The following is an 18,233-nucleotide window of genomic DNA, read 5'->3' as shown; positions in this document are numbered from 1 at the left end:
AAAGGAACCAAGATTATGCCAGGGAAATTGATTAATGGTGTTTGGACCCGTGAAAGCGAAATCAAGGTATCCAAGGATGGAAAGTATCATCGCGAAGAAACGTCTTTTCGGAACTGGATATCATCTGATGCGGGTATAAATGAAGATGTCGCCATCAATGAAAAGGGACAAAGTCAAAGAGATGCAAAGTTTGCTCCTGAAGTTGGGCGTTATCACCTCTATGTCAGTTATGCTTGCCCCTGGGCGCATCGTACCTTGATTATGCGTTCTCTAAAGGGACTGGAAGACGCAATTTCCGTCTCAACAGTAAATCCGATCTTAAAGGACGATGGGTGGGAGTTCACCGATCAAGAGGGCGGGTTTTCAGATCATCTGTCGGATAAATCCTTTTTGCATGAAATCTATACCTTGGCTGATCCAAACTACACAGGGCGGGTGAGTGTGCCTGTACTGTGGGACAAAAAGCTGAAGACCATTGTGAGTAACGAATCAGCCGAGATTATGCGTATGCTGAACACTGCCTTTGTTGGGGTTGCCGGAAATGATATTAACTTTGTGCCAGATGAATTGCTGAGCGAAATTGATGCGGTGAATGATCTTGTTTATCAAAAGATCAATAATGGTGTGTATCGTTGTGGGTTTGCCGGAACCCAAGCAGCTTATGAAGATGCCGTAAATGAGTTATTCGATACGCTGGATATTCTTGAAAAGCGCCTGATTGGTCTGGATTATCTTGTGGGCAATCAATTGACAGAAGCAGATTTGCGCCTCTTCACAACACTTGTTCGCTTTGATCCTGTGTATGTGGCCCTGTTCAAATGTAACATTCGCCGTATTGCTGACTATCCGAACCTGTCCGGCTTGTTAAAGAGAGTTTATGAGCATGGTAATATTGCGCAAACGGTAAAGCTGGATCAGATCAAAACACATTATTGGGGCAGCCTGCGGGGGTTGAACCCAAGTGGTATCATTCCGGTCGGTCCGGATTTGAATTTTACAAGAAGTTCTGTTGCTGATCAGGAAAACAACCAAAACACTGTTTTGAAAGCGGTATCATGAGTAATCCTGTTGTTCTTGCTGTAACAGACTATGTTCCCCTATCTAAACAGGATCGCTATGAGGCGCTGGTTGATGAACTACACCAGTTTTTCGAAGCTGAAGATGGTTTTTTGTCCGTTGATACCGTTCGTTATAATCGTCCTCATCAGATTGAATATACAGTTCTGTCCCGTTGGGCTGATGAGAAAGCCGCGCAGCAATGGCGGAAAAACAAACTGATTCAAAAGAAGCTTTCTCAAATCGAAGCTATCACAGGCGGAGCTGCAGATATCGTAGAAGCATCAGGGATCGGACTTTGGTTCGATCATATAGAAGGGGCAGAAGCAGGATTGCCACCCGGGTTGCCCCCAATTTGGAAGCGCATAGTTCTGAGTGTCATTGGTGTTTATCCGATGCTGATCCTTTTATTGGAACTGACAGCCCCGATTATAGGATCACTACCTCAGCTGCTTCAGGTCTTTATTATTGTGGTTGTGCTATCCGCCTTATTAACCTGGCCAATTATGCCCTGGCTCAGTCGTTTGCTACAGCCATGGTTAATAGCCAAATAAGTATCAAGAATATCAGAGGCGATGTGGATAAGGTGTCTGCTTTCAACTATCTGGGCTTTATTCGATGCTCCATTTACAGACACCCTTGATATCCACGCGGGCGCCGAGGCGTTGGTAGAAATTAATTGCTTTGTCATTGTCTTGTTGGACTTCCCAACGCAGTCGTTCAACGCCTTTTTCTCTGCAAAGGTCGCGGGCGGCGAGCATCAGTTTTTCGCCAAGCTTCTGTCCACGAAATTCATCCCAGACAAAAACGTCATCAATATTCATTAAATTTCCACCGAGCCAAATGGAATAGTTCCATGTGAAGGATGCGTAGCCCGCGATTTTTATCGCTCCGTTACTATCTGTTACCTCGGCAAGCAGAGCACTAAATTTTGCAGGGCTCTGACCATCGGGAAAGGCTGCTTGGCGAAGCTGTTCTTGCGTTGTCAGAACGTATTGTTCCTGATCGTGATGTCGGGCAATGGCAATGATCAGTTCATAAAGGGTATCTATATCGCTCTTTGTTATTTCTCGAATTTCAACAGATGGAGTTGTACCCACAGTTTTTTCCTTTTATTTGCTGATAGAGCTTTGTTTTTGTTTGGAGATAACGTAATTGACGAGATGTCGTTTACCCTCGTTGTCCGCGACCTAAAAGCCAGATAAAGAACAGACCGCCGATCAGGCCGGTTATAATGCCAATGGGCATATCTTCGGGGGCCATGATCGTACGTGCGATGATATCAGCCCAGATCAGGAAGATTGCCCCAACCAGTGCAGAACCGGGTAAAACATAGCGATAGTTACCACCGACAAAACGGCGAAGGATATGCGGCACCATCAGGCCGACAAAACCGATCATACCGGAAAAGGCGACCATAACGCCGGTGACAAGTGCCCCGACAACAAATATCGTCAAGCGAAAACGGGCAACAGGAATACCTAGTGTAGAAGCGGTTTCATCGCCCACTGTCATGGCGTTGAGCTCTGTCGATTTCAGCCAAAAATATAACCCGCCGATAATAAGGATTACCAAGGGGTAAAGTAGCTGTGACCATTGGGCGAGACCCAAGCCGCCAAGCATCCAGAAAACAACGGTATGAGTTGATTTGGGATCACCGATAAAGATCAGTATGTTCGCTCCGGCCATCACTACAAAGGACACGGCAACACCGGCCAGTATCAAGCGATCTGCAGAGGTTGCGGATGTCATGCGTGAGACCAGCAAAACCAGCGCGGAAGCTCCTAGAGCGCCGACAAAGGCAAACAAAGGCACAGTGATAAGGCCAAGAAAAATGCCTGTGTGCAATAAGGCCAGAATAGCCCCGAAGGCTGCGCCGGAAGAGATCCCCAAAAGGTGAGGATCTGCAAGCGGGTTTCGGGTAACAGCCTGTAATGTCGCTCCGACCAAAGCCAGTCCGGCCCCCACCAACCCGGCCAGAATAACCCGGGGGAAACGAATGTCCCAGACGATGGCTTCCCGGCCAACGGACCAGCTTTGTTCAAGCGTGCCGGGACTGAGTTTATTAATTAGGATGGACCAAACGGTTTGTTGAGGGACAGGAATTGCCCCCACAGATACAGCAAGGGAGATCGAAAAGAGCAGGCCGCAAAGCCCAGATATGATGAGAAAGGCAAACTTTCTTTCTTGGAAAAACACTTTCCATAGTGATGGTGTTATCCAGTTTGACTTTTCCCCTGCACGTGGCGTGATACTACTCATCTTTACCAACCTCCCCTTGATGCCTGTTCGTTCTTATGAGCCGTAAAAGGCTGTTGCCAGTTTCTTTACAGCGTCGATATTACGGGGACCGGGTGTTGCTTCGACATATTCCAGAACCACAAAGCGATCATTTTTAACGGCATCAATATTGGCAAAGGCCGGGTTGTTTTTCATATAGGCGATTTTTTGCTCGGCAGTGACATTGCCATAGTTCACGATCACAACAACTTCCGGATTGCGATCCACAACAGCTTCCCAACCGACCTTTGCCCAGCTTTTATCAAAATCATCCATGATGTTGGTGCCGCCAGCCGCTTCTATTATGGCCGTTGGCATGGCATAACGTCCGGCTGTAAACGGCTTGTCTTCGCCGCTGTCATAGACAAAAACCCGCAATGGATTGGCTGGTTTTTTCAGACCATTTTCAAAATCGGATAGTTCAGATTTATATTCGGAAACAAGCGCTTGGGCTTTTTCTTTAACACCAAAAATAGCCCCCAGGTTGAGCAGGTCATTGTACATATCCTGCATGGTGACTTTGCTCTTTTCACCAATATGGATGCAGGATTCAGTCAGCTCATAAACCTTGATACCAAAGGGTGTCAGGGTTTCCGGCGTTACTTCGCCACCAACTTTCATGCCATAGTTCCACCCGGCAAAATAGAAGTCGGCATCAGCCCCGATCAAAACTTCCTTTGTTGGATATTTTTCAGATAATTCTGGTAGCTCGGCAACACCATCGCGCATTTTTTCGTCCAGTGTTTTCCAGCCGGAAATACCGGTATAGCCGACCATGCGATCGCGAAGGCCGAGGACCAGCATCATTTCTGTCAGGTTAACATCGTTGGAAACAGCAGCCTTTGGCGGTGTGTCAAAAGTAACCTGACGATTACAGCTTTGTACGGTGACGGGATCAGCGGCAGCCTGTAGGGGGGAGAGAAGGGTCGTGGCTGTCACAGTGAGTGATAAAAGACCACCAGATAATAAACCCGAAATGGAACTAGAAACGGGGCGAGAATTTTTGTGCATATTTTTCTCCGATAGAAGCATAAATCTAAGGTTCGAGATGAAAGGTAAAATGTGATTGATTGCTTGGCACTAGACGTTCAATTCGACTGGTTACACCAAATGCGCGATCAACCAGAGGTTCGGTGAGAACTTTATCTGAAGGACCGAAAGCCAGGCAGTGACCGTTGGCGAGAACAAGAACATCATCTGTATATTGTCCCACCAGATTGAGGTCATGCAGGCTGGTGATGATGGTCATATCAAGTTTACGAAGCAGTGAGAGCACTTCGAGTTGGTGACGAATATCGAGATGATTTGTCGGTTCATCCAAAATCAGAACTTGGGGTTCCTGGGCAAGGGCACGGGCGACCATTACGCGTTGACGTTCACCACCTGACAGGGTGCCAAAAGAGCGTTTGGCAAAACCTTGCAAGTTCAAGGTTGTCAGGGCTGTATCAATGATCGCTTTGTCCCGCGAGCCGATTTGTGAAAAACCCCGACGGTGCGGTGTGCGGCCAAGGGCAACAATTTCCCCGACGCTCAAAGCAAAATCAGTTGGCTGTTCTTGAAGTACGGCAGCGATTTTTTGTGCTGCAGTGCGAGGAGACATCTCCCAGAGGTCCTGATCATCTATCCATACCTGTCCGCGACTAGGACGATGGAAGCGATAGAGCAGGCGTAACAGGCTTGATTTTCCCGCACCGTTGGGACCGACAATCCCCAGTATACGGCCGGGTTCTGCACGAAAGCTGATGCCCGACAAAAGATCAGGTTGCCCTTTGGGGCCCCATGAGAGGTCCGTTGCTTGAAGTGATGTAGGGGCCTGAAGTGACACAGGGTTCATTTATTGAGCTTGCTTTAATTAATTGAGGGTTTGTTATGTTATAACGTAACTATTTTTATCTGCTAGTTTTAATCCTGTAGCGCAATATCAAAGAAGCGCTGGTTTTGTTTCAGGATTGGCAGGGCACTAGCTTGGCGTTTAGTAGCCCAAGAGTTTGAACACTGAGATTTCATGCCCGATAGCTGTGCATAGGGCCAGCCAGACGTATTGGACGGGGTCGTCGACAATGAGCCGAATAAATTGACTGTTTTTTTCATAGCACCCTCCGTGCCAGAGCAGAGAGAGTGGAACAGGGATATCAGGTCGCGGCTGTCGTGCCGGATAACCATCTTTATCACTCTATCCCGAGGCACCCCGCCCGGTTAGCGTTAATCACAAAGATGGCAGGTCTCCTGACTTGCGGGTCGCAGCAACTTCTGAACCTTCCCGAACCTGATTGAGGTTCAGTGGTAAATTTCAGAGTGGCTCGCCGCTTACAGTTGCGGGGGCAGTCACGGAATTGGCACCTGATGGTTACACCGCACCGTGTTCCCTTTTCATTCCGGACTCAGCTTTGATATCCAGAAACCATCGCTGCGGATGCTGTCAAAGTTCTAAGGAATAATCAAGATGAAAAAATAAAGACATGAGTTGGTTTATAATAAAGTTGTACTTGATGCATTTATATCAAATGCCTGTTTTTACCTTAGTTTAATAAAATAAAATCATTATCAATTTTTAAGTGTATTTTGAACCTTACTGAAATTGAACTTACATGTCTGAAAATAAATTAATCGGTGAGAGCCCCATAAAGCATAGATGGGCGTATCTTCTTGTCGCGCTTTTAGTATCTATTGCTTTATTGATTTTCCAACGTGACATCAATGATGTGTTGGTCGAGCGAAGTTGTCTCAATGGAGATGGTGAAGCCTGTAATACTATCGGTTTGCAATACTTTAACGGTCGGCGTGTTGCTCAAAGTGATAGGGAAGCGTTTGAATATTTTATTCTAGCCTGTGATTCTGAATACACGGAAAGTTGTGGTTATGTTGGCTGGATGTATGTCAATGGCAGAATAGAGGCTTTTGAGAGGACAAGAATTGTTTCTCTTTTTAAAAATATGTGCGAAGCGGGAAAAGAAAAAGGCTGTTACCACGAAAAATCATTTACCGACATTATTACAAAAGAGAGTGGTAATCGTAATAAAAATCAGACAGCAGAATTTTATGAAAAAAGCTGTAATCAAGGGCAAGCGAAAAGTTGCAACTCTTTAGGCCGTAATTACAAGTATGGGAACTCTTTACCTCAGGATGAGGAAAAGGCCGTTTTACTTTTCAAACAAGCTTGTAATGGAAACTATGCAAAAGGCTGTAGCAATGTTGGCTTTATGTATGAAAAAGGCCGTGGTGTTGATCGGAATTTTTCAACAGCAGTGAAATTCTATAATCAAGGGTGTGAATATGGAAATGCTTGGGGTTGTTCTCGCCTAGGTTTTCTCTATGAAACAGGAAATGGTGTCGATCAGGATTATTCGGCAGCGATGAGTTTGTATAATCGAGGATGCGACGGTGGAAATGGTTGGAGCTGTTCGCGTTTAGGCTTTCTCTATAAAAACGGTCGTGGCGTTGAACAGGATTATTCGGTAGCCGTGAATTTCTTTAGAAAAGGGTGTGATGATAACAACGCCTGGGGCTGTTCTCAATTAGGATACATGTATGAAAAGGGTCATGGCGTTGATCAGAACTATTCAACAGCCGTTAGCCTCTTTTCCCAAGGGTGTGAAGGTGAAAACGCTTGGGGTTGCTCTCGCCTTGGCCTTCTTTATGAAAGAGGTCGTGGCGTAGATCAGAATTATTCAACAGCTGTTAACTTCTTTGAGAAAGGGTGTGATGATAACAACGCTTGGGGCTGCTCTCAATTGGGGTATATGTATGAAAGAGGCGATGGCGTTGAACAGGATTATTCAATAGCCGCGAGCTTCTTTTCCCAAGGGTGTGAAGGTGAAAACGCTTGGGGTTGTTCTCGCCTTGGTTTTCTTTATGAAAAGGGTCGCGGCGTTGAACAGGATTATTCAATAGCAATGCCACTATATAATCGTGGATGTGGTGGTGGAGATGCCTGGGGGTGCTCTCTATTGGGGAGTATGTACGAAGAAGGTCGTGGCGTTGGACAGGATTATTCAGTTGCAGCGGCTTTTTTCACAAAAGGATGCTACAGTGGAAATTCATGGAGTTGTGTACAGCTTGGTAATATGTACGAAGAAGGCCGCGGCGTTGAAGTAAATTATATGTTAGCAAGGGCACTTTATATTCAGGCATGTAACGATGACAACACATTAGGATGCCTCTACCTTGCAAAAAGCTATGTGTTGGGTCAAGGATGATCTAAGTTCTCAGTTGCGTTACGTCATTTCCGTTTCACTTACATTGTTCATGTGAATTACTTTTCTCTCAGTAAATCGCGAATAAAGTTACTTTTGGTTGCATTCTTGTACTGAAAACGATCTATTTAAAGGATGGCGGTATAAGGGGTTGATCGAAATCAGGGGGCCTAAAACGTGGCTGGGATTTGGTGGCGCAACTGTGTCGAGTTTGTCGGGGATGCATTCTTTGGAAAATTGGTGTGTTATAAGCTCAGTTTTCGCAAAACATTTTGTGCCTTTTTAGCTACGTTATCGTTAGCCTTGTTTTCTTTAACGCAAACGGCCTTTGCCATAGAACTAACACCATCTGAAAAAAACTGGATTGAAGAACATCCGGTTATTCGCATTGGCATTGATGGTGACTATGCGCCCTATAGTTTTCAAAAAAGCGCCGGAGGATACCGAGGCATAGCACCGGACTTTGTTCGACACATCGAAAGCGAGACGGGGCTGAAGTTTGAAATCATGCCCGATCTAACCTGGCCGGAAATAATCAGTGGTGCCAAAGAAAAGGCGATAGATGTTATTGCAACGGCGGTGAAAACCCCGAAGCGGGACGAATTTCTCAACTTCTCGCAGATCTATATTAACACGCCGTTGGTTATTATGTCTCAGGTCGGGCGACGCAATATGCAGCATCCAACGGATCTTATTGGTAAACGCGTTGCGCTGGTCAAAGACTATGCCTCGACACAACGGGTGCTGACTGATTATCCCGATATCGTTCCTGTCTATGTCGATACACCTTTGCAGGGGCTACAGGCGGTGGCGATTGATGATGCAGATGCCTACGTCGGTGTATTGGGTGTCAGTATCTATGTGGCACAGGAATACGGTCTGGTTAACCTGCGAGTGGCCAGTAAGTATGATCTGCGTAATAACGGACAGCGTTTTGCTGTGCGCAAAGATTGGCCGGAACTTGTCGGGATTATTGACAAAGTGCTGAGCGAAATGCCTTTGCGTAAAAAGAACAGAATCACCTCAAACTGGATACCGATCCTCGACGATATTATTGATCGCTACAATCAGACGCCGCCCTTTGTTCTGGACGATGAGGAGAAAAAGTGGCTTCGGAATAATCCGGAAATCAAGATTGGTATGATGAACGCCTGGCCGCCTATGGACTATCTGGACGATAGCGGACAGGCAAAGGGAATTGGTGTTGACCTCGCCTATCTTTTCAACAAACGCCTGAACGGAGCAATCAAACTGGTACCGGGCGATTGGGGAATGTTGTTAGGGCAATTGGAACGCGGTGAAATCGATGCTTTGATGGATATCACTCCCTCGGCCAGTCGAAGAGAACGATTGCTGTTCACGACGCCCTATCTGAATGTGCCGCATGTGATTTTTGCGCGTAAAGATAGTGTTTATTATAACGAACTGGATGATTTAAAGGGAAAAACCGTTGCGTTGGAAGAAGATTTTTTCTTAACGAATGAGTTTCGTAAAAATCATCCTTCGATTGAAGTGAAAACCTATGCGACGACCAGTGATGCTTTGGATGCGGTCACGAAAAAGCAGGTGGATGCCTATGTGGGGAACCGGGCTGCGGCGATGTATGTTATCCGTAACGAGCTTATCGATAATTTATCCCAACATGGAAAGCTGGAAGAAACGTCATCCATAAATGCGATAGCGGTTCGAAAAGATAATCCTGTTTTACAAGCTATCCTGCAAAAAGCGCTGGATAGCATTTCTTTGTCAGAACAACGCGTTATTTTAAAAGACTGGGTTGAAGACCCACAACGCAAGTTGTTGTTAAGCAGTGAAGAACGTAGTTGGCTCAAGGCACATCCAGTCATCAGGGTTGCAGCAGATTTGGAATTCCCGCCAGTGGAATACGTCGATGAGAACGGTGTCTTTAAAGGCGTTGCAATTGACTATTTGAACGAACTGTCCGAGCGTTTGGGTGTTACCTTTGAAATTAGTAAACAGTACAACTGGGCAACCAGTGTAGAGATGGTGAAAGATCGCGAGCTTGATATGTTCTCTGCTGCGGCTCCCACTATTTCCCGTAAAGAATATAGTTCCTTTACTGACCCGTACTTGCAATTGCCTCTTGTTATTTTCGCGCTTGATAGTGTCCCCTACATTGATGGCATCGCGGGCCTTAAGAACAAGAAGGTCGCGATTGTTGAAAACTATGCTGTCACCGAAAATATTCGCGCAGGTAACTGGGGACTGGAATTGGTCGAGGTAAAAACGGTTGAGGCGGGCATTGACCTGCTGAATGCTCATGAGGTTGATGCCTATATTGGCAGTATTCTGGTGACCGGCCAGACCCTGCGCGAAAAGGGATTGTTGAATATACGTGTTGCGGGACAGACGCCGTTCAAAAACGAAATCAGCATGGGTGTGCGCAGCGATTGGCCCGAGTTTGCTTTCATTATGAAAAAGGCGCTTCAGTCCATCCCGGATGAAAAACACCGTGAAATCAGGAATAAATGGATCGGGTTACAGGTTGAACCTGAAGCGGATTACACAATCTTTTGGCAGATTACGGCGGGCAGCTTGGGCATTTTGGTTCTGTTTTTTGGATGGAATACCTATCTGCAACGTCGTATGGATCTGCAGAGCAGGAACCTGCGGGATAATAACACCCGGCTTATTCATGAGGTCAAAGAGCGCCGCAAGGCCGAAGAGAGTGCCAATCGTGCCAATCAGGCTAAAGATACCTTCTTGACTAACCTTTCCCATGAATTCCGGACGCCGTTGAACGCCATTATTGGCTACACAGAATTTATGCTGATGAACAAAAAGAAACAGCTCAATGAAGATAAGTCTTCGGAATATCTAAATCATATTCAATCGGCCGGGAAACATATGCTCGAACTTGTTGATGATTTGATGGATTTATCGGTTATCGATTTGGGCGAAATGTCCCTAAACGAAGAGCTAACAACCACAGGTGACGTGATCGACATTGTCAAAGGTCTGATCGAAGGGAAGATAAACAGCCCCAAGAAAACAATTCACTGGCATGCGTCGGACGCTCTTCCCCAGGTAAGGGTAGATATTCGTCATGTGAAGCAAATACTGATTAATCTTGTGGAAAATGCGATTAAGTTTACGCCTGACGGAGGGACAATCACCATTGCTGATCATATGACAGAGGTCGGAGAAATCGTTCTTTCGGTTAAAGACACAGGGATTGGTATTCCCGAAGATGAAATCGATGACATCCTCGAAGTATTCAATCGTGGACAAGACCCCCTGATACGATCGTCAGAGGGAACGGGGCTAGGCTTAACCCTCTGTGTGCGTATGGCAGAGCTTCATGATGGTGAAATCAAAGTAGAAAGCAAACGGGGCAAAGGCACAACAGTGAGCTTTATTATTCCTGCCAGTCGTGTCGTCCCGAATTGATACGCTAAGCGTACCATTCTTGGTTAACAAGTTTCTTGGCGTATTCCGAAAGGCGGGGAGAAGGGAGCGATATCCACTTGGTTGATATCCATTGTCACAGGATTATTGGGGTAAACGCTTACGCAAAGCGTCGATAACTTTGGTTTCCGCTGAGGCTGAATACCCGTCGTCCATTGCCGCCTGAAAAGCATCGAGCGTGGCGGAGCCTATCTGTGGGTTCAGACCAAGCTTATGGGCGTACTTCAATCCATAATCGGTATCCTTCAGACGCCATTTGGTCGAAAAAAGAACATCTTTTTCGTGCTGCCCTTCAACCATCAGCGGGGCATTGCGCGCGACCTGTGGGCTGCCACACCCACCCATGCCGAGCGCCTTTGCCACAAGTTCAAGGTCCAATCCGGCGCGTTCGGCGGTTATTAAACCCTCAGCCGCAGCAGCGATTTGAATAGAGCCCATTAGATTAACGATCAGCTTATAGGCTGTGCCGGATCCAATGGAGCCGAAATAAAGCTGGTTTGATGCAATGGTTTCCAGATAGGGGCGGGCTTTATCAATGGTGCTCTGTTCACCGCCCAAGAAGAGGGTGAGTTGACCGCTTGCTGCAGCATCGGGTAACCCGGTAACTGGGCAGTCCAGATAATCCAACCCTGATGTTTTTGCGGCGACGGAGAGTTCTTCTACCCAGTCATGGGACAGGGTGGAACACTCTATAGCTAATGTGCCGGGCTTGATGTTGGCACTCAATACGCCTTCTGGCCCCATCCATATGGCTTTAGAAGCAATATCATCCCCCACCATGACAAAGATCGCATCGGCATCTTTCGCGGCTATCGCGGGAGAGTTTGCCAATGTGGCTCCGCGATTTACCAATGGCATCGCACGTTCATGCGTCCGGTTGTACACATGCACATCATGCCCCGCATCAATAAGCTGTCCAGCCATACCTGTGCCCATCAGGCCAGTTCCTAAAAATGCAATGCGTGGCATGTTGTTACCCCGTGGTTTACGATAGAGAATTGTCAGGGAGGATAAATATCTTTGGGCGAGAATCTTATTCTATCTACCAAAGTGTTAGGCGCAAGGGTTCTTTATGGAATAGCAACCAAATACATTAAATTCTATACTGTTCCCTGACATCATTGATGCATCTTTGGCGTGAGGTCGTAGGAACCTCGTGTGGGGCGAAGTCGGCTTCTACCTTGTTCAGAAAACTAACGGCAGTTTGCAGTCTTGATTTGCTGAGAGGGGATATATTCTCTGGGCTGTGATGTTGTTTCATGTAATCGATAAAGCGAACGAGAAGCTGTTTTTCAAAAATACCTTGTGGCAAATTTTCTCGTGTACAGACCCCAAAGACACCCCCCAGGAAATGATCCCATGTTTCGTTAAAATGTACAGGTGTCAAATAGTCAGGCAACGTTGGATGCTCTTCTAATAGATCATTGCCCAGTTTACTTTCGAAGAAGCTTTGCCCTGCGGCTTGATAAGCCTGTTTAAAATATTCTTTGGCTTTGTCTCCCGTATCCAGTTTCTCGCTTCTTAAAATATTGAGCCAATTTGGATAGGTTTTGGGATAAAAGCGGTAGTTTTCGGAAAGCGTCGCTTGGCTCACAAAAGAGACTGCGCCCAGATTTGCGTCTATCACATAAGACGGCTGTGGTGCTCTTTTTTCTCTGATGAAAAGCTGAATTTTATCTCGTGAGATTTGTGATTGTTTTAGTAGTGAGGCTTCTTCATAAAAGTTTGCGTAGAGATAGTTGAGCAACATAGTACATGTCCAGATAAGTAAGGGAATGATCTCTGTTCTATCACTTATGTCAGAAAAAATGCTTCGTTAAAGGTCGAAGTTTGAATTTTAAAATAATCAAAATTTTGGCTTTTATATCAAGATTGTTTTGTCATTTTTGATGTTGATTTTAAATCGCATGACTTGACCAGATGGACTATTTTAGGCACTACTTTCTCTTGAATAACTCTTCTATACGTCAACACGATCTCTATTCGCTGTATTTCCTATTGTGCCCGTCATCTATTGTTTTGTGAGGCCGGGAGTACTTCATCAATCAGGAAATGAAAATCTGCGACGAAAAAAACAAAGGCTGAAAAAATGAAACTGAACCGACGCGAAGCCCTTGCATTGATGGGCGGCACTTTGGCTGCGACAACACTGGGGACACCTGCTTTTTCCAAGAACCGTAAGATAACTGTTGGTGCACTTCGTTTTACCAGCCATTCGGCAAGCTTTATCGCGCTGGAGCGAGGATACTTTCAGGAAATGGGTCTGGATGTTGAGCTGAAATTCTTTCAGGCGGCAACACCGATGGCGGTTGCCATTGCATCCGGTGACGTAGATTTCGGAGTGACTGCGATCTCTGGTGGGTTGATTTCACTAGCTGATAAGGGCGCGATTAAGGTTATTGGCGGGGTTCTGTCTGAAGAGCAGGGTATTGATGGGCAGAAAATACTGGTATCTGATGCGGCCTTCAAGGCCGGGGTTACATCGCCGGACAAACTGGATGGCAAGACCTTCGGCATGACCACAGCCGGATCATCCTTCCATTACATGGGCTCTCAAATTGCGGCGAAGGAAGGTGTTGGTCTGAAGTTCAAGCCGCTTCAGAAAGTTGGGGCTATTATCGGTGCATTGAAAACCGGACAGATTGATGCCTGGTCTATTGTGCCGCATATTGCCAAGCCTCTTGCCGGTTCAGGTGCAGTTCATATCATTGGTGATGTGTCGCATTATTTACCGAATTATCAAGTGACGACAGCCTTTACCTCTGCAAAGAATGCGGCAGAAGAACCGGAAATGACCAGAAACTTTATTGCGGCCTACAGCAAAGGTATTGCCGATTATAACGCCGCGATGGTTGATGGTACGCTGGGGGACGCGGGCCGCGCAGAAATGGTAGATTTGATCCACCAGTATGTCTATGCAGGCAAGCCACGAGAAAAGGCCGCCAAGTCGATCATTAACGGGTCGATGCGATTGAACCCGGGTGTGGCAATGAATGTGGGATCCATCGAAAAACAGTTGAACTGGTTCAAGTCTGAAAAGCTGGTAAACGGAACGATTGGTCTGGATCAGTTAATTGATACGAACTACGTAAAGACACTTTAAGAGCATTGTTCTTGACCTGTTAGCAGGTGAAATTTAGACGGCGGAGCTTATGCTCCGCTGTTTCCATTTGAATATAACAAGTTGGCGTTATGGATATTAAGCTGGCAGGCATTCATCATAGCTATGGCGAGAGAGAAGTTCTGCGCGATATAAATCTGGATATTGCGTCGGGGCAGATCGTTTGTATCGTCGGGCCATCTGGCTGTGGTAAATCAACACTGTTGCGATTACTTGGCGGGTTGGAACGCCCCACTTTGGGCGACATTCTTCAGGTCGGTGATGTTCCCGAAGGATGCCTTAATCCACTGACTTATGTGTTTCAGGACTTTGCCCTTTTGCCGTGGCGTACTGTTGCGGGAAATATTTCGCTGGTTTTGGAAGATCACGGTATTGGTCAGGCCAAAAGCCAGGCGATAATCAAAGATGTTCTCGCGCGTTGTAAGCTCAGCGATTTTGCGGATGTCTTTCCAAAGCAGATTTCTGGCGGCATGAAACAGCGGGTCGCCATTGCCCGTGCCTTGGCAGTGAACCCGGCGGTTATGTTGATGGACGAACCCCTTTCGGCGCTGGACAGCCAAACCCGCGAGCTTCTGATGGATGATATTGTCTCGCTCTGGAGCCGCAAGCCTTTTACGGCTGTTTATGTGACACACAATCTGGCCGAGGCGGTGCGGTTGGGGCACAGGATTGTTGTGCTTTCCCGACGTCCGGGGGAAATCCGGGAAATTGTGACCATTGATAAACCTCTGTCTGAGCGCAGGCACGCCGACCCTGATTTGGAACAACAACAAAATAACTTGTGGCAGATGATGCGCGATGAGGCCGAGGCCGCAGATGCGGAGCTGATCAATGCCTGAGAATTCAATATCTGAGAAGTCAAAGTCTGGTCATTCCATACGGGCATCCGGCTCCTGCTTGGCAAGTAAACAGCAGCCTGTTCCCTTTCGGGGCGGCGGGTTTGTCCCGGTATCCCGCCCGTGGATGGGCTTTGTGGTGTTCTTTGTCTTGATTGTCTTTCTTGAGGCAGGAACCCGCATCGGATTTATCTCTGCTCTGACAATCCCCAAACCATCGGATGTCCTAAATACCTTTGTCGAACTCTACAGTTCGGGACTGTTGTGGACGCATCTGGTGCCGAGTTTGATGCGTTTTGTCATCGGGGCTGCTATCGGGACTTTGTTGGGGGTAAGTTTGGGAATTGCCATTGGCCTCTTTGCCTATGTCCGGGCGGGGCTGGTTCCTTTGATCGCGGCTCTTTTCCCGGTGCCAAAGATCGCGTTGTTACCGCTATTTGTGATCTGGTTTGGTATTGACGAAGCATCCAAATACGCCCTCATTGCCTTTGGGACCTTCACACCAATGGTTGTTGCCACCTATGGGGCCGTGGATAACGTGGATCGGGGCCTGATCCGCATGGGACAGAGTTTTAATCTCTCGTGGTTTTCCATCGTACGCAAAATCGTCCTGCCCGGAGCCATGGCGGGCATACTCTCTGGCCTGCGGATTGCCCTTGCCATCGCGATTATCCTGTTGGTTGCCGCAGAAATGCTGGGCGCAGAATATGGCATCGGTGCATATATCCTTCAAGCCGGATCTCTCTATGATCTCGAACGCCTTTTCACAGGTGTAGCCATCCTCTCAATCCTTGGCGTGCTTGTGAATTCAGCCATTGGATTGGTTGAAAAGCACGTGTTGCGTTGGCGGGGGTGAGAATTTTTTTCTTGAGCTTTAAGGTGAGTAGAGCTTAATCATGTAGTTATTCTTTATCCCATAGGATTGTTCCATGGTCTTTTTTTACAGAAATTGTATCAGGAGGTACGCGGTCACAAAAAATAACTACATTCATACATTGATGTCGTGCAGAAGGGACAACCAACCCATCGTATTCTAAGAAGTGTGCTACTTCTGCAATGTCTTGTGATCTGGGGTATTCTTTGTCTTTATTTTCGTAAGATAATTGTCCATATTTACTTGTATCTAAACCGATTTCCTCAAGCATATTAATGTCTAATATTTTTAATGCACGATCCAATGATACATCAAGCTCGTATAGTGAATAAGAAACTAGCGATGGGATGATAGGTTGCCCGCGTAACAGATGGAATTTCATCTCGTTTATTGCGCCATGACGTTCTGCCGATGTATATAGAACGTCAAAAGTTCCATCATCCCAGCGCCCTCCCGACCTAGAACACTGTGTTGGGTCTCGTTCTTTTCTGGTGATGCGCCATACCGTTGAGGAAAACGGGAGAGGATCGATAGATTCTATGGCGTCAATGAGATTGTTATCTCTTCGTTTCCGGACCATTTTTTAGAGAAAGACCTCATTTTCTAATCGGTCAATTACTTTGAGGACCTCAACCGTACGGTCTTCGTGTATTAGATCTATAGCTCTCTCTCCGTTCAGTTGTGGATGTCGAGCGTAAAGCCATGTGCGTATTTCTTGTGAGGTATAGTAATCACGTAAACGACCTACAATGTAATGTAAATCTGATAAGATAAGCTCATTTTTTGGTTGGGGCTTAATGTCACCAGATTTCCAGCGAGAAACGGTCGCTTTTGATACTTCGGTAATATTGGCAATGTCGGTTCCTTTAAGCCCTCCATTGGAGTTCAGTTCATCTAAAAATCTTGGAACAGCTTTCAACATTGTACTTATCTATCTATTTCTGTTTTGTGCAATATTTATACAACCGGTTCGGTATGAACAAACTTTTGCACGTGGAGCACCAGCACCGCGTTCACTATGTAGCAAGCTCAGTGCATCGCTCAGCTTTCCTACACTGTGATGGTATTTTGTCAAGCGGCCTTTTAGGCTGGATATATCAATACTATACTTCTCAGCTTCTGCTGGTGATGGGTTTAAATCTTTTATATTTCTCGCTAAACGCTCTGCTTCTAAAAGAGGGGATTCTAAGAAAAAATTTTCCCTATTCAAATCAGGAACTTCAGATAGCCGTTTAATAGGGGAGATTGCTTGATAAGCAGAGTGTTGTCGACTGTCTTCCAACATATTTTGGACGCCATGTTTGCAGCATATATCTTGGCATCCTAGATACTTTTTACCCCCTTTAGCACTAGCTAATAGCTTTAATTCTTTGGCACTGAGGCGTCGACCTAAGCCTGATATAGGAATATAAGTTGTTCGACCAAAAGGCTTACTACTATCTCTCTCTTGAGGCGTTTTGTGCCAAGAATTAGCTTTGAATTGGCAACGCTCTCCAATTCCTTGGGCTAATCCAGAAGCTCCTCCAAAAGCAACTAATGATTGTGCCATTAAGCCATCAACGTGATCTATTATAATCGGTTTGTTGAAATTGTGAAAATCATAAAGAGTTCTCAGAAATTGTTTTGTGGCTTGAGGTTTCGGCTCAGTGCCTAGTCCTGATGCCCTTATCCAAATATTGTCAATGGGGAGATCATTAATTCGTTCGACTATTTGATTGCGTACACTTTGTTGATTTAATGCTGTATGTAAGTGGATGATTGGGTAGTCAATCGCGATATTATTTCCGCCTTCACGATCTAAAGATTTTCTTAATTCGATACATGACTGAGTATCAACAGAAAGCCAGTTGGAAAAATTTTTATCAGCTAAATAGTGGGACGGAGCTAATACTGTATGAACTTTTTGTTCCACTGCAAATTTTGCTATCCAATTTATAATATTAACTTGCGAATGTGTCCCATCAAAAAAATGAGGATCAAGTAAATCCCCTTCTGCCGCTGAAGCCCAAGGAGCATCTTTAACATGAGTTTTGAATTTTTCAGGTGCAGCTAACTCCGCTACCTCAGTGTCCAGTACGATTTCTACTCCGTCTCTACGTAATGCTTCTACAAATTCTTTTTGCCCTGCTATTCTTGATGCATCAAACACTGCACGTCTGATGGGGAGGCGCCCTGCTGCATATAAATCGCCAAATCTTCGATGAGCATTATCAACACGAATAAAGTGAGCAATTGGTTGAGTCGTGCTTTTGAATTCTATGATTCGTGCTGACATTGAGATGCCTTGCTTAGTTGCATTTAGGTTTCACCTAATTAATTTATGAAACTTAAATGCAAAAGTCAATAGATTGTATGATTTGCTTTCTATGGTTGTGTGGCGACCTTAAATCTATCGGATGAAATATTTTGAATTATTTTAAGGTATTGATTTTTTAGTATTATTA

Annotated in this window: 17 protein-coding genes and 1 riboswitch; of the genes, 7 read left to right on the top strand and 10 right to left on the bottom strand. The window is 45.8% G+C overall.

What is annotated here, in order from left to right; genetic code table 11:
* Positions 1-15 precede the first annotated feature (15 nt).
* Both BKB51_RS02190 and BKB51_RS02185 read left to right on the top strand, forming a co-directional pair.
* Positions 16-1,059, top strand: coding sequence for a glutathione S-transferase family protein (locus BKB51_RS02190; protein WP_085899453.1), 1,044 nt, complete (start codon positions 16-18; stop codon positions 1,057-1,059).
* Positions 1,056-1,610: an antibiotic biosynthesis monooxygenase gene (locus tag BKB51_RS02185; protein ID WP_085899452.1), complete on the top strand. Its 555-nt coding sequence runs from the start codon at positions 1,056-1,058 to the stop codon at positions 1,608-1,610. The genes BKB51_RS02190 and BKB51_RS02185 overlap by 4 nt, the downstream gene beginning before the upstream one ends.
* 57 nt (positions 1,611-1,667) lie before the next feature.
* Here BKB51_RS02185 and BKB51_RS02180 read toward each other — a convergent pair whose 3' ends face one another.
* The 5 genes from BKB51_RS02180 to BKB51_RS02160 all read right to left on the bottom strand — a co-directional run bounded on the left by BKB51_RS02180 (position 1,668) and on the right by BKB51_RS02160 (position 5,427).
* A complete protein-coding gene (locus tag BKB51_RS02180) occupies positions 1,668-2,156 on the bottom strand; it encodes a GNAT family N-acetyltransferase (protein WP_085899451.1) in 489 nt (162 codons plus the stop codon).
* Positions 2,157-2,226: 70 nt separating this feature from the next.
* Complete coding sequence (locus BKB51_RS02175; RefSeq protein ID WP_085899450.1) at positions 2,227-3,318, bottom strand: FecCD family ABC transporter permease; 1,092 nt, start codon at positions 3,316-3,318, stop codon at positions 2,227-2,229.
* 33 nt (positions 3,319-3,351) lie between these two features.
* Entirely contained in the window at positions 3,352-4,347 is a 996-nt protein-coding gene (locus tag BKB51_RS02170) for an ABC transporter substrate-binding protein (RefSeq protein WP_085899449.1), read from the bottom strand.
* Between the two features lie 25 nt (positions 4,348-4,372).
* Complete coding sequence (locus tag BKB51_RS02165; protein ID WP_085899448.1) at positions 4,373-5,170, bottom strand: ABC transporter ATP-binding protein; 798 nt, start codon at positions 5,168-5,170, stop codon at positions 4,373-4,375.
* A gap of 68 nt (positions 5,171-5,238) precedes the next feature.
* Positions 5,239-5,427 (bottom strand): hypothetical protein, encoded by a 189-nt coding sequence (locus BKB51_RS02160; RefSeq protein WP_085899447.1) that lies wholly within the window; start codon positions 5,425-5,427, stop codon positions 5,239-5,241.
* 108 nt (positions 5,428-5,535) lie between these two features.
* A riboswitch (cobalamin riboswitch) is annotated at positions 5,536-5,757 on the bottom strand.
* 167 nt (positions 5,758-5,924) lie between these two features.
* On the opposite strand from BKB51_RS02160, the gene BKB51_RS02155 reads away from it, so the two are divergent.
* Together BKB51_RS02155 and BKB51_RS02150 are read left to right on the top strand one after the other, a co-directional pair.
* Positions 5,925-7,532 (top strand): tetratricopeptide repeat protein, encoded by a 1,608-nt coding sequence (locus BKB51_RS02155; protein ID WP_085899446.1) that lies wholly within the window; start codon positions 5,925-5,927, stop codon positions 7,530-7,532.
* 174 nt (positions 7,533-7,706) lie between these two features.
* Positions 7,707-10,940 carry a transporter substrate-binding domain-containing protein gene (locus tag BKB51_RS02150; RefSeq protein WP_085899445.1) on the top strand — a complete coding sequence of 1,078 codons (3,234 nt, stop codon included), beginning with the start codon at positions 7,707-7,709 and terminating at the stop codon, positions 10,938-10,940.
* A 102-nt stretch (positions 10,941-11,042) separates the two neighbouring features.
* On the opposite strand, the gene BKB51_RS02145 is transcribed toward BKB51_RS02150, so the two are convergent.
* Entirely contained in the window at positions 11,043-11,927 is an 885-nt protein-coding gene (locus BKB51_RS02145) for an NAD(P)-dependent oxidoreductase (protein WP_085899444.1), read from the bottom strand.
* A 124-nt stretch (positions 11,928-12,051) separates the two neighbouring features.
* Positions 12,052-12,708, bottom strand: a complete 657-nt coding sequence (locus BKB51_RS02140; RefSeq protein WP_085899443.1) for a DUF6058 family natural product biosynthesis protein — start codon at positions 12,706-12,708, stop codon at positions 12,052-12,054.
* A gap of 339 nt (positions 12,709-13,047) precedes the next feature.
* On the opposite strand from BKB51_RS02140, the gene BKB51_RS02135 reads away from it, so the two are divergent.
* The 3 genes from BKB51_RS02135 to BKB51_RS02125 all read left to right on the top strand — a co-directional run bounded on the left by BKB51_RS02135 (position 13,048) and on the right by BKB51_RS02125 (position 15,771).
* On the top strand, positions 13,048-14,061 hold the full coding sequence (locus tag BKB51_RS02135; RefSeq protein ID WP_085899442.1) for an ABC transporter substrate-binding protein: 1,014 nt from the start codon (positions 13,048-13,050) through the stop codon (positions 14,059-14,061).
* Positions 14,062-14,150: 89 nt separating this feature from the next.
* Positions 14,151-14,918 carry an ABC transporter ATP-binding protein gene (locus BKB51_RS02130; RefSeq protein ID WP_085899441.1) on the top strand — a complete coding sequence of 256 codons (768 nt, stop codon included), beginning with the start codon at positions 14,151-14,153 and terminating at the stop codon, positions 14,916-14,918.
* Positions 14,911-15,771: an ABC transporter permease gene (locus tag BKB51_RS02125; protein ID WP_085899440.1), complete on the top strand. Its 861-nt coding sequence runs from the start codon at positions 14,911-14,913 to the stop codon at positions 15,769-15,771. Before BKB51_RS02130 ends, BKB51_RS02125 begins: the two co-directional genes overlap by 8 nt.
* A 46-nt stretch (positions 15,772-15,817) precedes the next feature.
* On the opposite strand, the gene BKB51_RS02120 is transcribed toward BKB51_RS02125, so the two are convergent.
* From BKB51_RS02120 to BKB51_RS02110, 3 genes are read right to left on the bottom strand one after another with little or no spacing between them, the layout of a single operon-like run.
* Positions 15,818-16,369, bottom strand: a complete 552-nt coding sequence (locus tag BKB51_RS02120) for an RES family NAD+ phosphorylase (RefSeq protein ID WP_085899439.1) — start codon at positions 16,367-16,369, stop codon at positions 15,818-15,820.
* Positions 16,370-16,372: 3 nt separating this feature from the next.
* Positions 16,373-16,711, bottom strand: a complete 339-nt coding sequence (locus BKB51_RS02115; protein ID WP_085899438.1) for an antitoxin Xre/MbcA/ParS toxin-binding domain-containing protein — start codon at positions 16,709-16,711, stop codon at positions 16,373-16,375.
* A 9-nt stretch (positions 16,712-16,720) separates the two neighbouring features.
* On the bottom strand, positions 16,721-18,064 hold the full coding sequence (locus tag BKB51_RS02110; RefSeq protein ID WP_085899437.1) for a hypothetical protein: 1,344 nt from the start codon (positions 18,062-18,064) through the stop codon (positions 16,721-16,723).
* Positions 18,065-18,233: the final 169 nt, after the last annotated feature.

It is taken from the genome of Kiloniella majae, assembly GCF_002118315.1.
GTDB classification, from domain to species: Bacteria; Pseudomonadota; Alphaproteobacteria; order Kiloniellales; family Kiloniellaceae; genus Kiloniella; species Kiloniella majae.
This window is presented reverse-complemented; position numbering and strand designations above follow the sequence as displayed.

What these genes read in the sequence shown, in the direction of transcription:
- BKB51_RS02190 (WP_085899453.1), top strand. Translation starts at nt 16, where the DNA reads ATGCCAGGGAAATTGATTAATGGTGTTTGGACCCGTGAAAGCGAAATC.
- BKB51_RS02185 (WP_085899452.1), top strand. Translation starts at nt 1,056, where the DNA reads ATGAGTAATCCTGTTGTTCTTGCTGTAACAGACTATGTTCCCCTATCT.
- BKB51_RS02175 (WP_085899450.1), bottom strand. Translation starts at nt 3,318, where the DNA reads ATGAGTAGTATCACGCCACGTGCAGGGGAAAAGTCAAACTGGATAACA.
- BKB51_RS02170 (WP_085899449.1), bottom strand. Translation starts at nt 4,347, where the DNA reads ATGCACAAAAATTCTCGCCCCGTTTCTAGTTCCATTTCGGGTTTATTA.
- BKB51_RS02165 (WP_085899448.1), bottom strand. Translation starts at nt 5,170, where the DNA reads ATGAACCCTGTGTCACTTCAGGCCCCTACATCACTTCAAGCAACGGAC.
- BKB51_RS02160 (WP_085899447.1), bottom strand. Translation starts at nt 5,427, where the DNA reads ATGAAAAAAACAGTCAATTTATTCGGCTCATTGTCGACGACCCCGTCC.
- BKB51_RS02155 (WP_085899446.1), top strand. Translation starts at nt 5,925, where the DNA reads ATGTCTGAAAATAAATTAATCGGTGAGAGCCCCATAAAGCATAGATGG.
- BKB51_RS02145 (WP_085899444.1), bottom strand. Translation starts at nt 11,927, where the DNA reads ATGCCACGCATTGCATTTTTAGGAACTGGCCTGATGGGCACAGGTATG.
- BKB51_RS02140 (WP_085899443.1), bottom strand. Translation starts at nt 12,708, where the DNA reads ATGTTGCTCAACTATCTCTACGCAAACTTTTATGAAGAAGCCTCACTA.
- BKB51_RS02135 (WP_085899442.1), top strand. Translation starts at nt 13,048, where the DNA reads ATGAAACTGAACCGACGCGAAGCCCTTGCATTGATGGGCGGCACTTTG.
- BKB51_RS02130 (WP_085899441.1), top strand. Translation starts at nt 14,151, where the DNA reads ATGGATATTAAGCTGGCAGGCATTCATCATAGCTATGGCGAGAGAGAA.
- BKB51_RS02125 (WP_085899440.1), top strand. Translation starts at nt 14,911, where the DNA reads ATGCCTGAGAATTCAATATCTGAGAAGTCAAAGTCTGGTCATTCCATA.
- BKB51_RS02120 (WP_085899439.1), bottom strand. Translation starts at nt 16,369, where the DNA reads ATGGTCCGGAAACGAAGAGATAACAATCTCATTGACGCCATAGAATCT.
- BKB51_RS02115 (WP_085899438.1), bottom strand. Translation starts at nt 16,711, where the DNA reads ATGTTGAAAGCTGTTCCAAGATTTTTAGATGAACTGAACTCCAATGGA.
- BKB51_RS02110 (WP_085899437.1), bottom strand. Translation starts at nt 18,064, where the DNA reads ATGTCAGCACGAATCATAGAATTCAAAAGCACGACTCAACCAATTGCT.